The sequence below is a fragment of the Streptomyces sp. NPDC020996 genome (genome assembly GCF_040641355.1).
GTDB lineage: Bacteria > Actinomycetota > Actinomycetes > Streptomycetales > Streptomycetaceae > Streptomyces.
The window spans coordinates 74,050-89,031 of sequence record NZ_JBFADM010000034.1; the positions used below are offsets into that span (position 1 = coordinate 74,050).

General features: G+C 71.2%; 18 protein-coding genes. 14 read left to right on the forward strand and 4 right to left on the reverse strand.

Annotated features, from left to right (window positions below; genetic code table 11):
- Positions 1 to 16 precede the first annotated feature (16 nt).
- The 3 genes from AB0G63_RS22880 to AB0G63_RS22890 form a co-directional block, all read right to left on the reverse strand.
- Positions 17 to 1,543, reverse strand: a complete 1,527-nt coding sequence (locus tag AB0G63_RS22880; RefSeq protein WP_360753175.1) for a TldD/PmbA family protein — start codon at positions 1,541 to 1,543, stop codon at positions 17 to 19.
- 175 nt (positions 1,544 to 1,718) lie between these two features.
- On the reverse strand, positions 1,719 to 1,919 hold the full coding sequence (locus AB0G63_RS22885; protein ID WP_360753178.1) for a DUF397 domain-containing protein: 201 nt from the start codon (positions 1,917 to 1,919) through the stop codon (positions 1,719 to 1,721).
- A complete protein-coding gene (locus tag AB0G63_RS22890; RefSeq protein ID WP_360753181.1) occupies positions 1,916 to 2,767 on the reverse strand; it encodes a helix-turn-helix transcriptional regulator in 852 nt (283 codons plus the stop codon). The genes AB0G63_RS22885 and AB0G63_RS22890 overlap by 4 nt, the downstream gene beginning before the upstream one ends.
- 207 nt (positions 2,768 to 2,974) lie before the next feature.
- Between AB0G63_RS22890 and AB0G63_RS22895 the strand changes: the two genes are divergently transcribed.
- The 10 genes from AB0G63_RS22895 to AB0G63_RS22940 all read left to right on the forward strand — a co-directional run bounded on the left by AB0G63_RS22895 (position 2,975) and on the right by AB0G63_RS22940 (position 11,492).
- Positions 2,975 to 3,400, forward strand: a complete 426-nt coding sequence (locus AB0G63_RS22895) for an ATP-binding protein (protein ID WP_360753184.1) — start codon at positions 2,975 to 2,977, stop codon at positions 3,398 to 3,400.
- Between the two features lie 139 nt (positions 3,401 to 3,539).
- Positions 3,540 to 3,812: a hypothetical protein gene (locus AB0G63_RS22900; protein WP_360753187.1), complete on the forward strand. Its 273-nt coding sequence runs from the start codon at positions 3,540 to 3,542 to the stop codon at positions 3,810 to 3,812.
- Between the two features lie 114 nt (positions 3,813 to 3,926).
- A complete protein-coding gene (locus tag AB0G63_RS22905) occupies positions 3,927 to 4,853 on the forward strand; it encodes a hypothetical protein (protein ID WP_360753190.1) in 927 nt (308 codons plus the stop codon).
- Positions 4,854 to 4,929: 76 nt separating this feature from the next.
- Positions 4,930 to 7,152, forward strand: coding sequence for an AAA family ATPase (locus AB0G63_RS22910; protein WP_360753193.1), 2,223 nt, complete (start codon positions 4,930 to 4,932; stop codon positions 7,150 to 7,152).
- On the forward strand, positions 7,149 to 8,480 hold the full coding sequence (locus AB0G63_RS22915; protein ID WP_360753196.1) for a restriction endonuclease: 1,332 nt from the start codon (positions 7,149 to 7,151) through the stop codon (positions 8,478 to 8,480). The genes AB0G63_RS22910 and AB0G63_RS22915 overlap by 4 nt, the downstream gene beginning before the upstream one ends.
- An 84-nt stretch (positions 8,481 to 8,564) precedes the next feature.
- A complete protein-coding gene (locus AB0G63_RS22920; protein WP_360753199.1) occupies positions 8,565 to 8,852 on the forward strand; it encodes a type II toxin-antitoxin system Phd/YefM family antitoxin in 288 nt (95 codons plus the stop codon).
- 5 nt (positions 8,853 to 8,857) lie between these two features.
- Positions 8,858 to 9,277, forward strand: a complete 420-nt coding sequence (locus AB0G63_RS22925) for a type II toxin-antitoxin system VapC family toxin (RefSeq protein WP_360753227.1) — start codon at positions 8,858 to 8,860, stop codon at positions 9,275 to 9,277.
- A 141-nt stretch (positions 9,278 to 9,418) separates the two neighbouring features.
- On the forward strand, positions 9,419 to 10,123 hold the full coding sequence (gene fabG / locus AB0G63_RS22930; protein WP_360753201.1) for a 3-oxoacyl-[acyl-carrier-protein] reductase: 705 nt from the start codon (positions 9,419 to 9,421) through the stop codon (positions 10,121 to 10,123).
- A 5-nt stretch (positions 10,124 to 10,128) separates the two neighbouring features.
- Positions 10,129 to 10,896, forward strand: a complete 768-nt coding sequence (gene fabI, locus AB0G63_RS22935; protein ID WP_360753204.1) for an enoyl-ACP reductase FabI — start codon at positions 10,129 to 10,131, stop codon at positions 10,894 to 10,896.
- 194 nt (positions 10,897 to 11,090) lie between these two features.
- Positions 11,091 to 11,492, forward strand: coding sequence for a hypothetical protein (locus AB0G63_RS22940; protein WP_360753206.1), 402 nt, complete (start codon positions 11,091 to 11,093; stop codon positions 11,490 to 11,492).
- On the opposite strand, the gene AB0G63_RS22945 is transcribed toward AB0G63_RS22940, so the two are convergent.
- Entirely contained in the window at positions 11,473 to 12,162 is a 690-nt protein-coding gene (locus tag AB0G63_RS22945) for a FadR/GntR family transcriptional regulator (RefSeq protein WP_360753209.1), read from the reverse strand. The two genes, AB0G63_RS22940 and AB0G63_RS22945, sit on opposite strands and share 20 nt — an antisense overlap.
- A gap of 70 nt (positions 12,163 to 12,232) precedes the next feature.
- Between AB0G63_RS22945 and AB0G63_RS22950 the strand changes: the two genes are divergently transcribed.
- From AB0G63_RS22950 to AB0G63_RS22965, 4 genes are all read left to right on the forward strand, one after another.
- A complete protein-coding gene (locus AB0G63_RS22950) occupies positions 12,233 to 13,651 on the forward strand; it encodes a CynX/NimT family MFS transporter (RefSeq protein WP_360753211.1) in 1,419 nt (472 codons plus the stop codon).
- A gap of 48 nt (positions 13,652 to 13,699) precedes the next feature.
- On the forward strand, positions 13,700 to 13,816 hold the full coding sequence (locus AB0G63_RS22955) for an SGM_5486 family transporter-associated protein (protein ID WP_360753214.1): 117 nt from the start codon (positions 13,700 to 13,702) through the stop codon (positions 13,814 to 13,816).
- A 244-nt stretch (positions 13,817 to 14,060) separates the two neighbouring features.
- Complete coding sequence (locus AB0G63_RS22960; protein ID WP_360753217.1) at positions 14,061 to 14,267, forward strand: hypothetical protein; 207 nt, start codon at positions 14,061 to 14,063, stop codon at positions 14,265 to 14,267.
- Positions 14,268 to 14,332: 65 nt separating this feature from the next.
- Positions 14,333 to 14,851, forward strand: a complete 519-nt coding sequence (locus tag AB0G63_RS22965; RefSeq protein ID WP_360753219.1) for a histidine phosphatase family protein — start codon at positions 14,333 to 14,335, stop codon at positions 14,849 to 14,851.
- Positions 14,852 to 14,982 lie beyond the last annotated feature (131 nt).

Below are 14,982 nucleotides of genomic sequence, written 5' to 3' on the forward strand. Positions count from 1 at the left end.
TGAGACGGCCCCTGCCTCAGGAACGGCCCGACTCGCCCGTGGTGTTCAGGATGTTGACGCTCCGGAACATCGCCGACGGGCACCCGTGGGACACGGCGGCGACCTGGCCGGGCTGCGCCTTCCCGCAGTTGAAGGCGCCTCCCAGCACGTAGGTCTGGGGTCCTCCCACAGCCTCCATGGAGCCCCAGAACTCGGGGGTGACCCCCTGATAGGCGAAGTCCCGGAGCTGCCCTTCGAGGCGGCCGTTGCGGATCATGTACGCCCGCTGGCCCGTGAACTGGAAGTTGTAGCGCTGCATGTCGATCGACCAGGACCGGTCCCCGACGACGTAGATCCCGCGGTCCACCCCGCCGATCAGGTCCTCCGTCGACATCCCCGCCGGGTCCGGCCGCAGCGACACGTTGGCCATGCGCTGCACCGGCACGTGCGCGGGGGAGTCGGCGTACGCGCAGCCGTTGGACCGCGCGAAACCGGTCAGCCTCGCGATGCGCCGGTCGAGCTGGTAGCCGACCAGGGTGCCGTCCTTGACCAGGTCCCAGGACTGCGCCTCGACGCCCTCGTCGTCGTAGCCGACGGTCGCCAGGCCGTGCTCGGCGGTGCGGTCGCCGGTGACGTTCATCAGCTCGGAGCCGTAGCGGAGCTTGCCGAGCTGGTCGAAGGTGGCGAACGAGGTGCCGGCGTACGCGGCCTCGTAGCCGAGCGCGCGGTCCAGCTCGGTGGCGTGGCCGATGGACTCGTGGATGGTCAGCCACAGGTTGGAGGGGTCGACGACCAGGTCGTACAGGCCCGGCTCGACGCTCGGCGCCCGCATCTTCTCGGCCAGCAGCTCGGGGATCCGCTCCAGTTCCGTCTCCCAGTCCCAGCCGGTGCCCCGCAGGTACTCCCAGCCGCGGCCCACGGGCGGCGCGAGGGTCCGCATCGAGTCGAACTCGCCGCTGGACTCGTCCACGGACACGGCGGTGAGCTGCGGGTGCAGCCGGACGCGCTGCTGGGTGGTCACGGTGCCCGCGGTGTCGGCGTAGAACTTGTTCTCGTGCACGGTGAGCAGGGAGGCGTCGACGTGGTTGACGCCGTTCGCCGCCAGCAGCCGCGCGCTCCACTCCGCCAGCAGCCCCGACTTCTCCTCGTCGGGCACGGTGAACGGATCGATCTCGTACGACGAGACCCACGTCCGGTCGGCGTGCACGGGCTCGTCCGCCAGTTCCACGTGCTCGTCCGACTCCGCGGCCCGGATCACCTGGGCGGACAGCTTCGCCATCGCCACCGCCTGGGACGCCACCTTGGCGGCCGCGTCGAGCGTCAGGTCCACCCCCGACGCGAAGCCCCACGTGCCGCCGTGCACGACCCGCACCGCGTACCCCAGGTCGGTGGTGTCCGAGGAACCGGCCGGCTTGGCGTCCCGGAAGCGCCAGGAGGCGCTGCGCACCCGCTCGAACCGGAAGTCCGCGTGCTCCGCGCCCAGCGCACGCGCGCGTGCCAGCGCGGCGTCCGCCAGGGGGCGCAGGGGGAGTGCCAGAAATGCTGGGTCGATTTCATGGGGCACGGGTGTGATCCCTTCGGACTGCTCGCCTGTGATGACCGTCGCAAGCAGTGAACCACGGCTCACCAGGCGCATTCCCCGGAAATGCGCAGGGTCGGTTCCCCGCGCGGGCACAGACGAACGGGCGGGTACGGGATCTCTCCCGTACCCGCCCGTGCCGTACGCCTACGTCACCGACTCAGCCGTCCAGCGACGAGCCTGCCGCGAGCGCCGTGAACGCCGCCCAGGCGGTCGGTGCGACGACGAGAGGACGGATCCCCTTGTCCTTGGAGTCGCGGATGCGCACTGCCTCGGGGTGCACGGCGACCTCGACGCAGTTGTCGTTCTCGCTGCCGCTGTAGCTGCTCTTGAACCAGCTCAGCTCGTCGGTAGTGCTCATAGCGCTCCTCGCATCTGTTCCAGCAGCGTCACGGTAGCCCGGCAGTCCAGGGCCTGTGAACGCAGCTTGCCATAGCGTTGGAGCAGGACGCTGACGTCTTTGGGAGTGGAGATCAGACTGCTCGATCGTTGTCCCTCTGTGTACCCGATCCACTGGTGAGTGGGCGTCTCGGCCAGGTACATCTGACCGTCGATTCCACAGTGATCCTCCTGGACGGTGGGCATGATCTGGATCTCGACATTGCGACGCGTGCTCATCTCAAGGAGGTTGTTGATCACGTGTCCGGTCACATCGGGTCCTCCCATGCGCCGCTCCAGCACACTCTGCTCGATGACAAAGCTGAACGCGGTGCTCTGGTTGGAGGAAATGAGCTGTTGTCGATCCAGCCGAGACGCAACCTCGCGTTCGATCTGCTCCTCCGACGCCGGCGGCAGCCGCCGGTCGAAGATCGCCCGGATGTACGCTTCCGGCTGCAACAACCCCGGCACCGCCCGGCACTCGTACGCGTAGAGAGAGATCGCCTCCTCCTCGATCCCGGCCCACTGCCGGAACCAGGACGCAAGGACCGCCCTCCTCGTCAAACTCCGCGCCGCCGCAGCGAGGACCTTGACTGCGACCGGCCCCAGCACCTCCTCCGCCCGCGCCGGCAGATCCCCCGGAGGGAACCGCTTCCCCTGCTCGATCTTGGCGACGTACGCGGCCGAGTACTGCACGCGTGCCGCGAACTCCTCCTGCGTAAGGCCGGATTCCTCCCGCAGCGCCTTCAGAACCGCCCCGAAGGTCTTGAGACTGTCGGAGAGTTCCGGTTCGCTGTTCGTACCGCCGTCTCCACCGTGGTCCGCCGTCATCGCCGCGTGCCTCCCGTGCTCACGTTCTCGCCGACCCCGCTCAACCCGCTCAACAGATCCATGGTCACGGCGAGTTACTCACCCAGTCCACAGTGTGCACTGGTACAAGCGCGCCTGTATGGGTGTCGTGCCTGTTGGCAGGGTCGGAGGTGCCGGAACGCTGGCCGCATGCCAGCACCGCAAGCCCAAGGGGCCGTTACCGTAAGTGTGTTCGTCCAGCGCTTCTCCGCCACCCGGCGCGGCGCGCGACTCGCCCGCCGGCTGGCGACCCACCGGCTCGACCTGTGGGGCATCCCCTACGGCAGCCCCGCCTCCGACACCGTCGCCCTGGTCGTCGCCGAACTCGCCGCCAACGCCGTCCTGCACGGCCGCGTCCCCGGCCGCGACTTCGAGCTGCGGCTGCGCTGCGACCGCGCCTCCGGTGTCGTGCGCGTGGAGGTGGCCGACACCCATCCGATGCGACCGGAGCCCCCGCTGCCGGGCGCGAGCCCCGACGACGCTGACGGCGGCAGGGGCCTGCTCCTGGTCGAGGCCGTCGCCGCACGATGGGGGGTCGACGCACGCAGGGGGCCGGGCAAGACCGTCTGGGCGGAGTGCGCGCTGTCCACGGCTCCGCGTCCGTTTCCTGTGTAGTTGACGATCATCTTCCGCAACGGCCCCCTGATGTAGGTCAGTTGCGTTTTCGGCGGTTGTCAGTGGCGCCCCTTAGACTGGTCGGCCATCTGGAGTTGACGGTCAACTCTTCGACAGGCGACGGCTGGTGGAGGCGTACGTGGTCGGACGCGAGGTCGCTGCGGCGGACCATCCGAGCAAGGAGGTCAGGGAGGTCCTCAAGCGGCTCGTCGCCGACGGGTGGATGCTCAGGTCGGAGGGGCACTGGGGCACGCTCTACTGCCCGTGCGAAGAGCACTGCACGGCGATCCGCGTCGGAGGTACTCCGAAGAACCCCGGCCAGGAGGCCCGCCGCGTCCAGCGCAGGGCGAAGCTGTGCCCGCTGCCCCCCGACGACCCGCGTGCGGCCCTCCACGGCGGCAACGCCAAATGATCACTTGTTGTCAATTGACAACACGGTCGGATTCGGTGAAGCTTGCGCCAGGGGGGCGTTCCCTGGAGTGAGAGGCGCAGGCATAGCAGGAGCCAGGAGCGAACAGGCATACGCATGGGGGGCTGGGGCGTCATGGACTACGAGTTCCACTTCGTGGTGGACGGGATCAGAATGGACGACGACGAGGCCGTCGGGATCGTCCACGACACCTTCGACGGGTTGCTGACCTGGCACAGAGGCCGGCATTTCCTCGACGTCTCCGAGAGCGGGGCGAGCGCGATCGACGCCGCCCACCGCATCGTCGTACGGCTGCGGAAGTCCCTTCCCGGTCTGCGCCTGCTACGCACCGACCCCGACCTGGTCGGCGTGTCCGACATCGCCGAGCGGGTGGAGCGCTCACGGCAGAACGTCCAGCAGTGGGTCAACGGCGAGCGGCGGCAGGACAAGCTTCCCTTCCCCGACCCGGAGGGCATGGCGGGACGCTCGCCCGTGTGGCGCTGGGGAGACGTCAACGCGTGGCTCGCCCAGTTCGGCGAGGGCGACGACGTGCACCCGCCCACCCGCGAAGAGGCGCTGGCCATCGACTTCATGCTGCCGAAATGGCAGCGCACCCTGGACGACGGGCTACCCCTGGTCCACTTCACCACCGCCGGGACCGGTGACGAACGGGAACACGAGCGCGAGACCGTCCAGCGCCTGCTGGAGGGCACGCTGGCCCTGCCAGGTGTGCTGGAGCGGATCGCCGCGCTTCCCCGTACCGAGCAGCAGCGGCTCACCGTCGTCTGCGCGGTCCTGACCGACCGGCTGAGCAGGGTCGTCTCCCGCATCGGGCACGACGAGGTGTGGGCCGTCCTCGCCTACCAGGGCGCGGTCGGCGAACTACGCCTGCAGCCCGTCGGCACCGCCGAGGCGCCCGGCGCAGTCCCGGTCTCCAGCCTCGGCCTGGGCCGCGACGCGACGGTCGGTGACCTGCTGCTCGTACAGACGAACGGACCGGACGACATGCCGGTCACCCCGATCACGCCGGTCGGCCTGGACTGAGCCGCACGGCCGCCCCCTGCCGTGCCCGCGCGCGTGCCGGGCGGCGGCCACCGTCCCCCTGCGATGAATGGACGCCGTGCCCAGCATCACCACCGTCGTCGCCCGTGCCCTCCGCACCGCCGCCGCCATCCTGGCCGAGGAAGCCCCGCAGGACGGCCTGGTCTACGGGGAGCTGTGGAAGAGGGTGCTCTCTCGGGAGCCAAGGCTGGAGGCACAGTGGCGGCTGGCGAACGACGAGTCCCCGCAGGAGAACAACACTCCGTTCAAGGACTACGTCAACCGGTCGGCGGGCAACCTCGTCCAGGCCGGGTGGTTACATCGCGGCCTGCGCCGCTGGCAGCTCACCGGACTGGGCCGGGACGCCCTCGGCCGTTGGCCGGACCCGGTGGACTTCTACGGGGAGGCCTCCCGTCGCTACCGCCGGTGGGAGCGACAGAAGCAGCTTTGCCTCGTCGCGGTGACCGCGCTGGAGAAGCTCCCCGACGGCGGTCACTGGGTGGTGCTGAAGGAGCTGGCCGAGGCATTCAGTGTGGACCCCGACGTCCTCGGGCCCTACCTGCTCGGCTCCCGTCCGCGAGGCTGGTATCTCGCGCTCGGTGAGGACGGCGTCGCCGGCGACCGACTGCCCCTGTGGCCCCACGAGCGTGACCTGTGGCGCTCCCTGCTCGACGAGGAGGGCCTGCTCGACACCGGCCGCAGCAGCCTCGACACCGTACGCGCCCTGCCCGACCGCCGGATGCCCGTGTGGGACGCGCTGACGGCGGCCGCCCAGCCGGCCGAGGCGGGCGACACCGAACCGGAGCTCCCCCGCCAGCTCTGGATCATCCGGGGAAAGGACGCGGCCAGCGGCATACCGCTCATCCGGGGGCCGTGGCGCGAACAGTCCGTGATCACCCTCGACGCCGGGTCCCTGCCCTGGGGGGTGGGCGGCCACGACCTGGCGAGCGTCCGGAGGGTCGTCGAGGCGGCCCTTCCGGCCACCGCGCCGACCCGCCGTGAAGCCGTCGCCCTCGAACTGGACGCCTTCCTCAACCGGATGCGCCCGGGGGACATCGTGCTCTCCACCGACGGCTTCGACACCTACGTCGGAGTGGTGAACGGCCCGGCCGCCCGCGCCGCCGACCAGCTCACGCGTCCCGTCGAGTGGCGCAACCTCGACAAACCCCTCGACTTCTTCAAGGACCTGCCCTCCGGGCTGTCCGCCGTCGTCCAGGACGCCGACTCCCAGGTCCTGGAGGCCACCGAGTACGCCGAGACCGTGCTCGCCCTGACCGAGGACATGCCGCGGACCGCGCCGGAACCCAAGGGCCCGGCCGTGCTGCCCGACGCCACCGCCGAACTGGCCGCCGGGCTCAACATGCCCGACGCCACCTGGCTCCAGGACTGCGTCGAACTCCTCCGCGCCACCCCGCAGTTGATCTTCCACGGGCCGCCCGGCACCGGCAAGACGTACATCGCGCTCGCCCTCGCCCGCCACCTGGCCGGAGCCTCCGGCGCGACGAACGTACGGCTCGTCCAGTTCCATCCCGCCTACGCCTACGAGGACTTCTTCGAAGGCATCCGCCCGCGCCTGAGCGGCGGCAAGGACACGGGCGGGGACGGCGGCGGCGGACTCGGCTACGACCTCGTCCGCGGGCCCCTGCGCAAGCTCGCCGACGAGGCCGAGCGGCGCCCCGCCGAGGTGTTCGTCCTCGTCATCGACGAGATCAACCGCGGCCACCTGGCGAAGATCTTCGGCGAGCTGTACTTCCTCCTGGAATACCGCAACGAGCGCGTCCACCTCCTCTACGGCTCCGACGACGGCCGCGGCTTCCGCCTCCCGCCCAACCTTTACATCCTGGGCACGATGAACACCGTCGACCGCTCCGTGGCGTACATGGACGCGGCCATGCGCCGCCGCTTCTCCTTCGTCGAGCTCCATCCCGACATACCGCCGGTGTCGGGTGTGCTGGAGTCCTGGCTGCGTGGGCGTGCGGAGCAGCGCGGCGAGGACCCGGCCACGACGGACGTTTCCCACGCACAGCTCCTCGACGAGATCAACCGGATGCTCGCGGACGGCAACCCCGGCGAGCGCTCCTTCCGCGTCGGGCCGTCGTACTTCATGCAGGACCTCGCCCACACCGGCGACGGCGCCCTCGAACGCCTGTGGCGCACCCAGATCATCCCGCTCCTCACCGAACACCACTGGGGCGACGGGGTCGAGGTGGAGACGGTGTACGCACTCGACACCCTGCGCGAGCGGCTGGGCATCCGGCCGCCCACCGCCGCCGACACCGGCGACGTCCCGGCGCAGCCGTGAACCTCCGCCACACCCGCTCCCCCTGGTGCGGCCACCCCGCCCGCCTCGTCGAGCTGAAGGAGGGCGGCGGCTGGACCGCCTACGACCTCACACCGCTCCAGCTCGCGACCCTCGCCGAGCACCCCGAACTGCTCGATCTGCACCCCGAGAGCGCGACCCGCTGGAGACTGAGGGCGAAGGACCGCGTCGGCTCCGTACGACTCGGCTCGGGCGAGGGGACCGTACAGCTGACCATCAACCCCAAAGTGCCCGTGGACCGTCTCCTCCACCTCGTCGCATACGCCCCGGACCGTGTCCGGTTCGACCCCCGCCCGGTCACCGCCGAATCCCGCCCCGACCTGTTGCCCGCCCTTGCCCACACCTTCGTCTCGGCCGCCGGACACGCCCTCGGCCAGGGCGTCCTGCATGACTACCGGGAGACGGACGACACGCTGCCCGTCGTACGCGGCCGCATCCGGCACGCCGACCAGATCCGCCGCAGACCCGGCGTCCCGGTCCCCCTGGAAGTCGTCTACGACGACCACACCCCCGACATACCGGAGAACCGTCTCCTCCTCGCCGCCACCCTCCGCCTGCTGCGCGTCCCCGGTCTCGACCCCGGCCTCCGGGCCGCCCTGCAACGGCTCACCGTCCGCCTCGACGGCGTTCAGGTCCTGCCCGCCGGAGCCCGCCCGCCCCAGTGGACCCCAGGCCGCCGCAGCGCCCGCTACGCCCATGCCCTCGCCCTGGCCGAACTCGTCATGCGCGGCGGCTCGTACGAATTCGCCGACGGCCGTCATCTCGCCGTCGACGGCATGCTGGTCGTCATGTGGCGGCTCTTCGAGGCCTACCTCGCCCGGGCGGTCGGCGAGGCACTGCGCCACCGCGTCGGTGGCCGGCCCGAAGCCCAGGACCGCAGCCACTTCCTCGACACGGCCGGCCGGCACCCGCTCAGGCCGGACCTCGTGCACTACCTGCCCTCACCTCACGACGGCGTCCAGCGTCCGGCTGCCGTCGTCGACGCCAAGTTCAAGACCAGGCCGCAGCGCGACGACCTCTACCAGATGACGGCGTACTGTGTGCGCCTCGGCCTCGCCGAGGGGCATCTCGTCTACGCCTCGGGGAGCGAGGGCGTCATCGAGGTACCGGTGGGAGAAGGACGGCTGAGGATCTTCCGGCACGTCGTCGACCTGTCCCGGCCCTGGCGGGAGCTGGCCGCGACAGTCGGGGCGCTCGCCGAATCCGTCGACACCGCGCGCGGTGCGGGCCGCCTGACGGGCAGCGGAGACCCTCGGCGTGCTCACCGAGCCGACCCGTCCCACCACCGGGGAAATCCCGCGAACGGGTGAACGCGGGGCCAGGCCATCGACTCCATGTGTAGGTACAATCGCACGTATGTAGGCACAATGCCTGTCCTGTCGAGGGAGCCCGCTATGAGCGCCATCTCCGTCCGCGAGTTTTCCCACAACCCCAGCGCCGTCTTCGCCCGCGTGGAGAAGGGGGAGACCGTCGAGGTGACCCGGCACGGCAACGTCATCGCGATACTGGTTCCGAGCGGGGGGCCGATGGAGCGGTACGCACACCTGGTGGCCCAGGGGAAGATCAAGCTCAAGGCGGCGACCGTGGCCGACCTCGCGGACTTCCCTCGGTACGGCATCCCGGACGGCGCGCCGGATCCGCTGGAGTCCCTGCTCGCCGAGCGCGAGGAGTACTACCGGTGATCTACATGGACTCCTCCGCGTTGATCACCTTGCTGACCGGGAGGATGAACGCCTCCGCACTCGAATCCTTCCTCGCGAGCTTTCCGCAGGCCCCGCTGGCCACCTGTACCGTCGGTTTCGTCGAGACGGTGCGGCATCTGGACCGGGCGGGCAGTTTCCCCCGGGCTCTGACGGATCTCGATGAGCGGGTGACGGAAATCCTCCTCGGCCGTGAGGTCCGTGACCTGGCCACCCGCGTCGATCCCGGTCTGCGTGCACTGGATGCCCTCCACGTGGCGAGCGCCCTCTCGATGGAGCGGGAGCTGGCGGCATTCGTGACGTACGACCGCAGGATGCTCGGCGCAGCGCGTAAAGAAGGCCTGCCCGCCCACGCCCCCGGAATGCCGGACCGACCACAGAGCGCCTCCGTGCCGCCCCGACTGTAGGGATCCGACAGGGCGTGGCCCGAGCCACTGTGGATGCCCCAATGTCCCCGGCCGGGACCGGACCGATAGGTTTTCCGGGAAGCCGCCTGCCATCCAGGTGTCCGGGCGGGGGTATCAGAACGTTATCGAAAGGGTGATCCGTTGAGCCGCTCGGTTCTCGTCACCGGAGGCAACCGGGGCATCGGCCTCGCCATCGCCCGCGCTTTCGCCGACGCCGGCGACAAGGTTGCGATCACGTACCGGTCGGGTGAGCCGCCGGCCGGCTTCCTCGCCGTCAAGTGCGACATCACCGACACCGAGCAGGTGGAGCAGGCCTACAAGGAGATCGAGGCCGAGCACGGCCCGGTCGAGGTACTCGTGGCCAACGCCGGCGTCACCAAGGACCAGCTCCTGATGCGCATGACCGAGGAGGACTTCACCTCGGTCATCGACACCAACCTCACCGGCGCCTTCCGCGTCGTCAAGCGCGCCAACCGCGGCATGCTGCGCGCCAAGAAGGGCCGGGTCGTCCTCATCTCGTCCGTCGTCGGCCTCTACGGCGGCCCCGGCCAGGCCAACTACGCCGCGTCCAAGGCCGCCCTGGTCGGCTTCGCGCGCTCGCTCGCCCGGGAACTGGGCTCGCGCAACATCACCTTCAACGTCGTCGCGCCCGGCTTCGTCGACACCGACATGACCAAGGTGCTCACCGACGAGCAGCGGGCCGCGATCGTGTCCCAGGTGCCGCTCGGACGCTACGCGCAGCCGGAGGAGGTGGCCGCGACGGTGCGGTTCCTCGCCTCGGACGACGCCTCGTACATCACTGGAGCCGTCATCCCCGTTGACGGCGGACTGGGAATGGGTCACTGAACGACATGAGCGGAATTCTCGAGGGCAAGCGCGTCCTGATCACGGGTGTGCTGACGGAGTCCTCCATCGCCTTCCACACCGCCAAGCTCGCCCAGGAGCAGGGCGCCGAGATCATCCTGACCGCGTTCCCGCGGCCCACCCTGACCGAGCGCATCGCCAAGAAGCTGCCGAAGCCCGCCAAGGTCATCGAGCTCGACGTCACCAACGACGCGCACCTGGCCCGGCTGGCCGACGTCGTCGGGGAGGAGCTCGGCGGGCTCGACGGCGTCGTGCACTCCATCGGCTTCGCCCCGCAGGACGCGCTCGGCGGCAACTTCCTCAACACGCCTTTCGAGTCCGTGGCCACCGCCATGCACGTCTCGGCGTTCTCCCTGAAGTCGCTCACGATGGCCTGCCTGCCGCTGATGCAGAACGGCGGCTCGGTGGTCGGTCTCACCTTCGACGCGCAGTTCGCCTGGCCGCAGTACGACTGGATGGGCCCGGCCAAGGCCGCCCTCGAGGCGACCAGCCGCTACATGGCGCGCGACCTGGGCAAGCAGAACATCCGCTGCAACCTCATCTCGGCGGGCCCCCTCGGCTCCATGGCCGCCAAGTCCATCCCCGGCTTCAGCGAGCTGGCCTCGGTGTGGGACAGCCGCTCCCCGCTGGAGTGGGACCTGAAGGACCCCGAGCCGGCCGGCCGCGGTGTCGTCGCCCTGCTGAGCGACTGGTTCCCGAAGACCACCGGCGAGATCGTGCACGTGGACGGCGGTCTGCACGCCATCGGCGCCTGACCTGCCCCTTTCCGTACCGGCGACGCCCCGCTCCGCGCACCGCGCGAGGAGCGGGGCGTCACCCGTTCGGCCCGCGCGGCCGGGCGGAGCCGGGCCGCGACGGCGCACGCTGGTTACGCGTTCACTCCGGATCTCGCGTCGGATCCCGCGTCCAGCACGCGATCCCTCCCCAGCTCGGCCGAGGAGGTCCCCTTGTGCGCCTGTCCCGAAGCCTGGCCCCAGTGACCGTCGCCGTCGCTCTCGTGCTGGTTCCGCCGTACGAGGCGGCGTCCCTCGCTCGTGTGACGGCCGGTGAAGGTGTGACGGCCGGTGAAGGTGTGACGGCCGGTGAAGGTGTGACGGCCGGCGACCCGGACCGGGCGCAGCCCTTCGGCGCCGAGTGCCGCAGCAGGGTGACCGGGTCCCACGTGGTCGCGTACTGCCACAATCCCTATCCGCAGACCGACCGTGTCAGCCTGCACGTCGAGTGCGCCCGCTGGTGGGACCTCGACACCGACGCGGCCGGCGTCGACGTCGGCCCGGCGGCGACCGTACGGCTCACCGCCCGGTGCTGGAAAGAGGTCGCCGCGGTGTGGATCAGCCACCGGCGGGCGTGAACAGCCCGGGGCGGCACACGAACGGATAGCCCGCGGCCTCGGCGCCTGCGGCCACCGCGTCCCCCGCGCGGACCGCTTCGACCAGCCGAGTGTGGTCCATGTACGTCTCCGGCGTCAGCTCGTCGCCGACGTCGTCGCGCAGCCAGTCCCGCAGCACCTCGCCGAGGTCCGCGTACATCGCCGTCATCACGTCGTTGTGGGAGGCGGACACCACCGCCAGGTGGAAGGTCGCGTCCGCCGCCACGAACGCCTCCGCGTCGCCCGACGCCCACGCCTCCTCGCGGCGCCGCAGCAGCGCGTCGAGCTGCTTGAGGTCCTTCTCCGTGCGTCGACGGGCGGCGAGGCTCGCCGCGGCCGACTCCAGCGTGGAGCGCAGCTCGGCGATGTGCCGCGGATCGGCACCGGCGAAGCGGCGGTGCATGACGCCGGCCAGCTCGCTCGTCGCCACGACGTACGTGCCCGACCCCTGCCGGATGTCCAGCAGGCCGTTGTGGGCGAGCGCGCGGACGGCCTCGCGGACGGTGTTGCGGGCGACGCCGAGCTGCTCGACCAGCTCCGGCTCGGTCGGGATGCGCGAGCCGACCGGCCACTCGCCGCTGGTGATCTGGGCGCGCAGCGCGTTGATGACCTGCTCGGACAGAGCGGAACGGCGCGGATGACTCAGGGGCATGGCACACCTTCGCACGAGCGCGGAACGCTCTGTCCGCCTGGACGCGGACAACCAATCATCCCATCATTCTATGATGGCTGGCATGGTGAGCGAGGAATCCCGGACGACGATGTCCACCCCATCCGTCCGCACCCCGGCGGCGAGCGCGCCCCCGGCGCCCGCCACGCGCGCGTGGCCGCAGCGCATGCTGGTGTTCGGCATCGTGCTGGCCGCCCTGAACCTGCGCCCCGCCATCACCAGCCTCGGCGCGCTCCTGGAAGAGGTCCGCGACGGGCTCGGCATGAGCGGCGGCGTGGCCGGGCTGCTCACCTCCGTCCCCCCGCTCTGCTTCGCCGTCTTCGGCGTCACGGCGCCGCGCCTGGCCCGCCGGTTCGGACCGGGTGCGGTGGTGTGCGCCGGCATGGCGGCCATCACGGCGGGCCTGCTGCTGCGGCCCTACGTCGGCGGCACGGCCGGCTTCCTGGCCGCCAGTGCGCTGGCGCTGATGGGCATCGCGGTCAGCAACGTCCTCATGCCGGTGATCGTCAAGCGCCACTTCCCGGACCGGGTCGGGTCCATGACCGGCCTGTACTCGATGGCCCTGGCCCTGGGCACCGCGGGCGCGGCGGCGGTGACCGTGCCGGTGACCGAGGCGCTGGGCGGCCGCTGGCAGTCCGGGCTCGCGGTGTGGGCGGGACTCGCCGCGGTGGCCGTGGTGCCGTGGACGCCCTTCGTGTGGCAGCGCCAGCGCCAGCGCCCGCGCCAGCGGCAGCGGGACGCCGGGCCGGCCGGCGAGGCGGCCGCACGGGACCCCCGGTCCTCCGGTGAGGCGCCCGCGCGCGTGGGCCGGTCCTCCGGTGAGGCGCCCGCGCTCTTGGACCGTCCCGCCGACCGGGCATCCGCGGCCGGGCACCACCCGCCCGCGGTGCGGATCACCCGCAGCCGTACCGCCTGGGCGCTCGCCGTCTTCTTCGGGCTCCAGGCCACCGCCGCCTACATCACGATGGGCTGGATGGCGCAGATCTTCCGCGACGCGGGCGTGCCCGCGAGCACGGCCGGGCTGCTGCTGGCCGTGACCATGGTGATGGGCGTTCCCCTGGCCTTCGTCATCCCGCGCGTCGCCGCGCGGCTGCCGCGGCAGGGCCCGATCGTCCTGGTGCTCAGCGCCTGCGGGCTCGCCGGGTACGCCGGCCTGTATCTCGCGCCGGCCGCCGGCGCCTGGGCCTGGGCGCTGCTGCTCGGCGTCGCCAACTGCGCCTTCCCGCTGGCCCTGACCATGGTCGGCATGCGGGCCAGGACCGGAGCGGGCGTCGCCCAGCTGTCGGCCTTCGCGCAGAGCACCGGATACCTGATCTCCATCCCCGGGCCCCTCCTGGTGGGCGTGCTCTACCAGAGCAGCGGCGGCTGGGGGGTGCCGCTCGCCCTGATGGCGGGCCTGATGGTGCCGCAGACGGTGGTCGGGATCCTGGCGGGGCGCGACCGCACCGTGGAGGACGAGGCGGCCCGCTGACTTCACCCCGGCGGCCCGTGGGGCCGCGCGGGGTGCGAGACTGGCCGCATGCCAGTCCTCGACCCGAATCCCCGCAACGGCCAGAAGAAGATGCTGCTCGTCCTCGGCTCGTTCTTCGCCATCTTCGTGATCATCGCCATCGTCGCGACGATCGCCGCGCCCTGAGACCGCCGGCCCGATGCGGCCGTCCTGATACGGCCGTCCTGATACTGATACGGCCGCCCTGGGACGGCCGATGACGGCGTCGATGACGCCCGATGGTAGGGCTGTCCCCCCTGTCCCCTAGGGGGCGAGTGTCAGGGTCAACTGGGTGGGTCTCCGGATGGGTTGGGGGCCGCAGACTCCGTACCTTCGAGTTGTGGCCGCTCGCCGTGGTCACGGATTCACTCGAAGACCATCGGAGGCACCCATGTCGGCCCGTACGCACCCCCGGCCGCACCCGGCGTCCACGGGCGGCGTCGACATACGGCTGCCCTGGTGGGCCCTGGCCCTGCCCACGCTCGCCTTCGTCGCGCTGCTGGCCATGGTGCTCAACCCCACGGACGCGCACGCGGCGGCGGGCGATCCCGTGATCAGTCAGCTCTTCGCGCGCGTGCAGCAGCTGACAGGCCGCTGACCACCGGCTCGGCCGCCCGCCAACTCCCACCGCCCCGTGGCCTGTTTCATGCGAAGCTGGATGCCATGAGCGTCGCAGAACCCCGCAGGATTGTCCTCTTCCGGCATGCGAAAGCCGACTGGCCACCGGTGACCGACCACGAGCGACCCCTCGCCGAGCGGGGCCGCATGGACGCCCCCGTCGCCGGACGCAAGCTGGCCGACACCGGCATCCACCTCGACCTGGCCCTGTGCTCCACCGCGACCCGTACCCGTGAGACCTGGAAGCTGGCCGTCCACGAACTCCCGGAGCGGCCGAAAACCGTCTACGAGGAGCGGATCTACGAGGCCTCCCCGGGCGAGCTGATCGCCCTGCTCAACGAGACCTCGGACGACGCTCAGAACGTGGTCCTCATCGGCCACAACCCGGGCATCCACGGCCTCGCCGAGATCCTGGCGGGCCCGGACGAGAGCGACGCCCGCCGCCGGATGGCCCGCCGCGGCTTCCCGGCCGCGGCCTTCACCGTCCTCGCCTTCGACGGCTCCTGGAAGAGTCTGGAGCCGGGCGTGGCCACACTCCTCGACTACTGGGCGCCGTCCGAGTAGAGCCCCCGACGAGACCCCCGACGAGACCCCCGGCGAGACCCCCGACGGCACCGCGTGCGCCCCCCCCCGGGCCCGCCGCCGCGAACCGGCGGAGGGGGGCGGCGCCGGCATCGCGCAGCGGCGCAATCCAC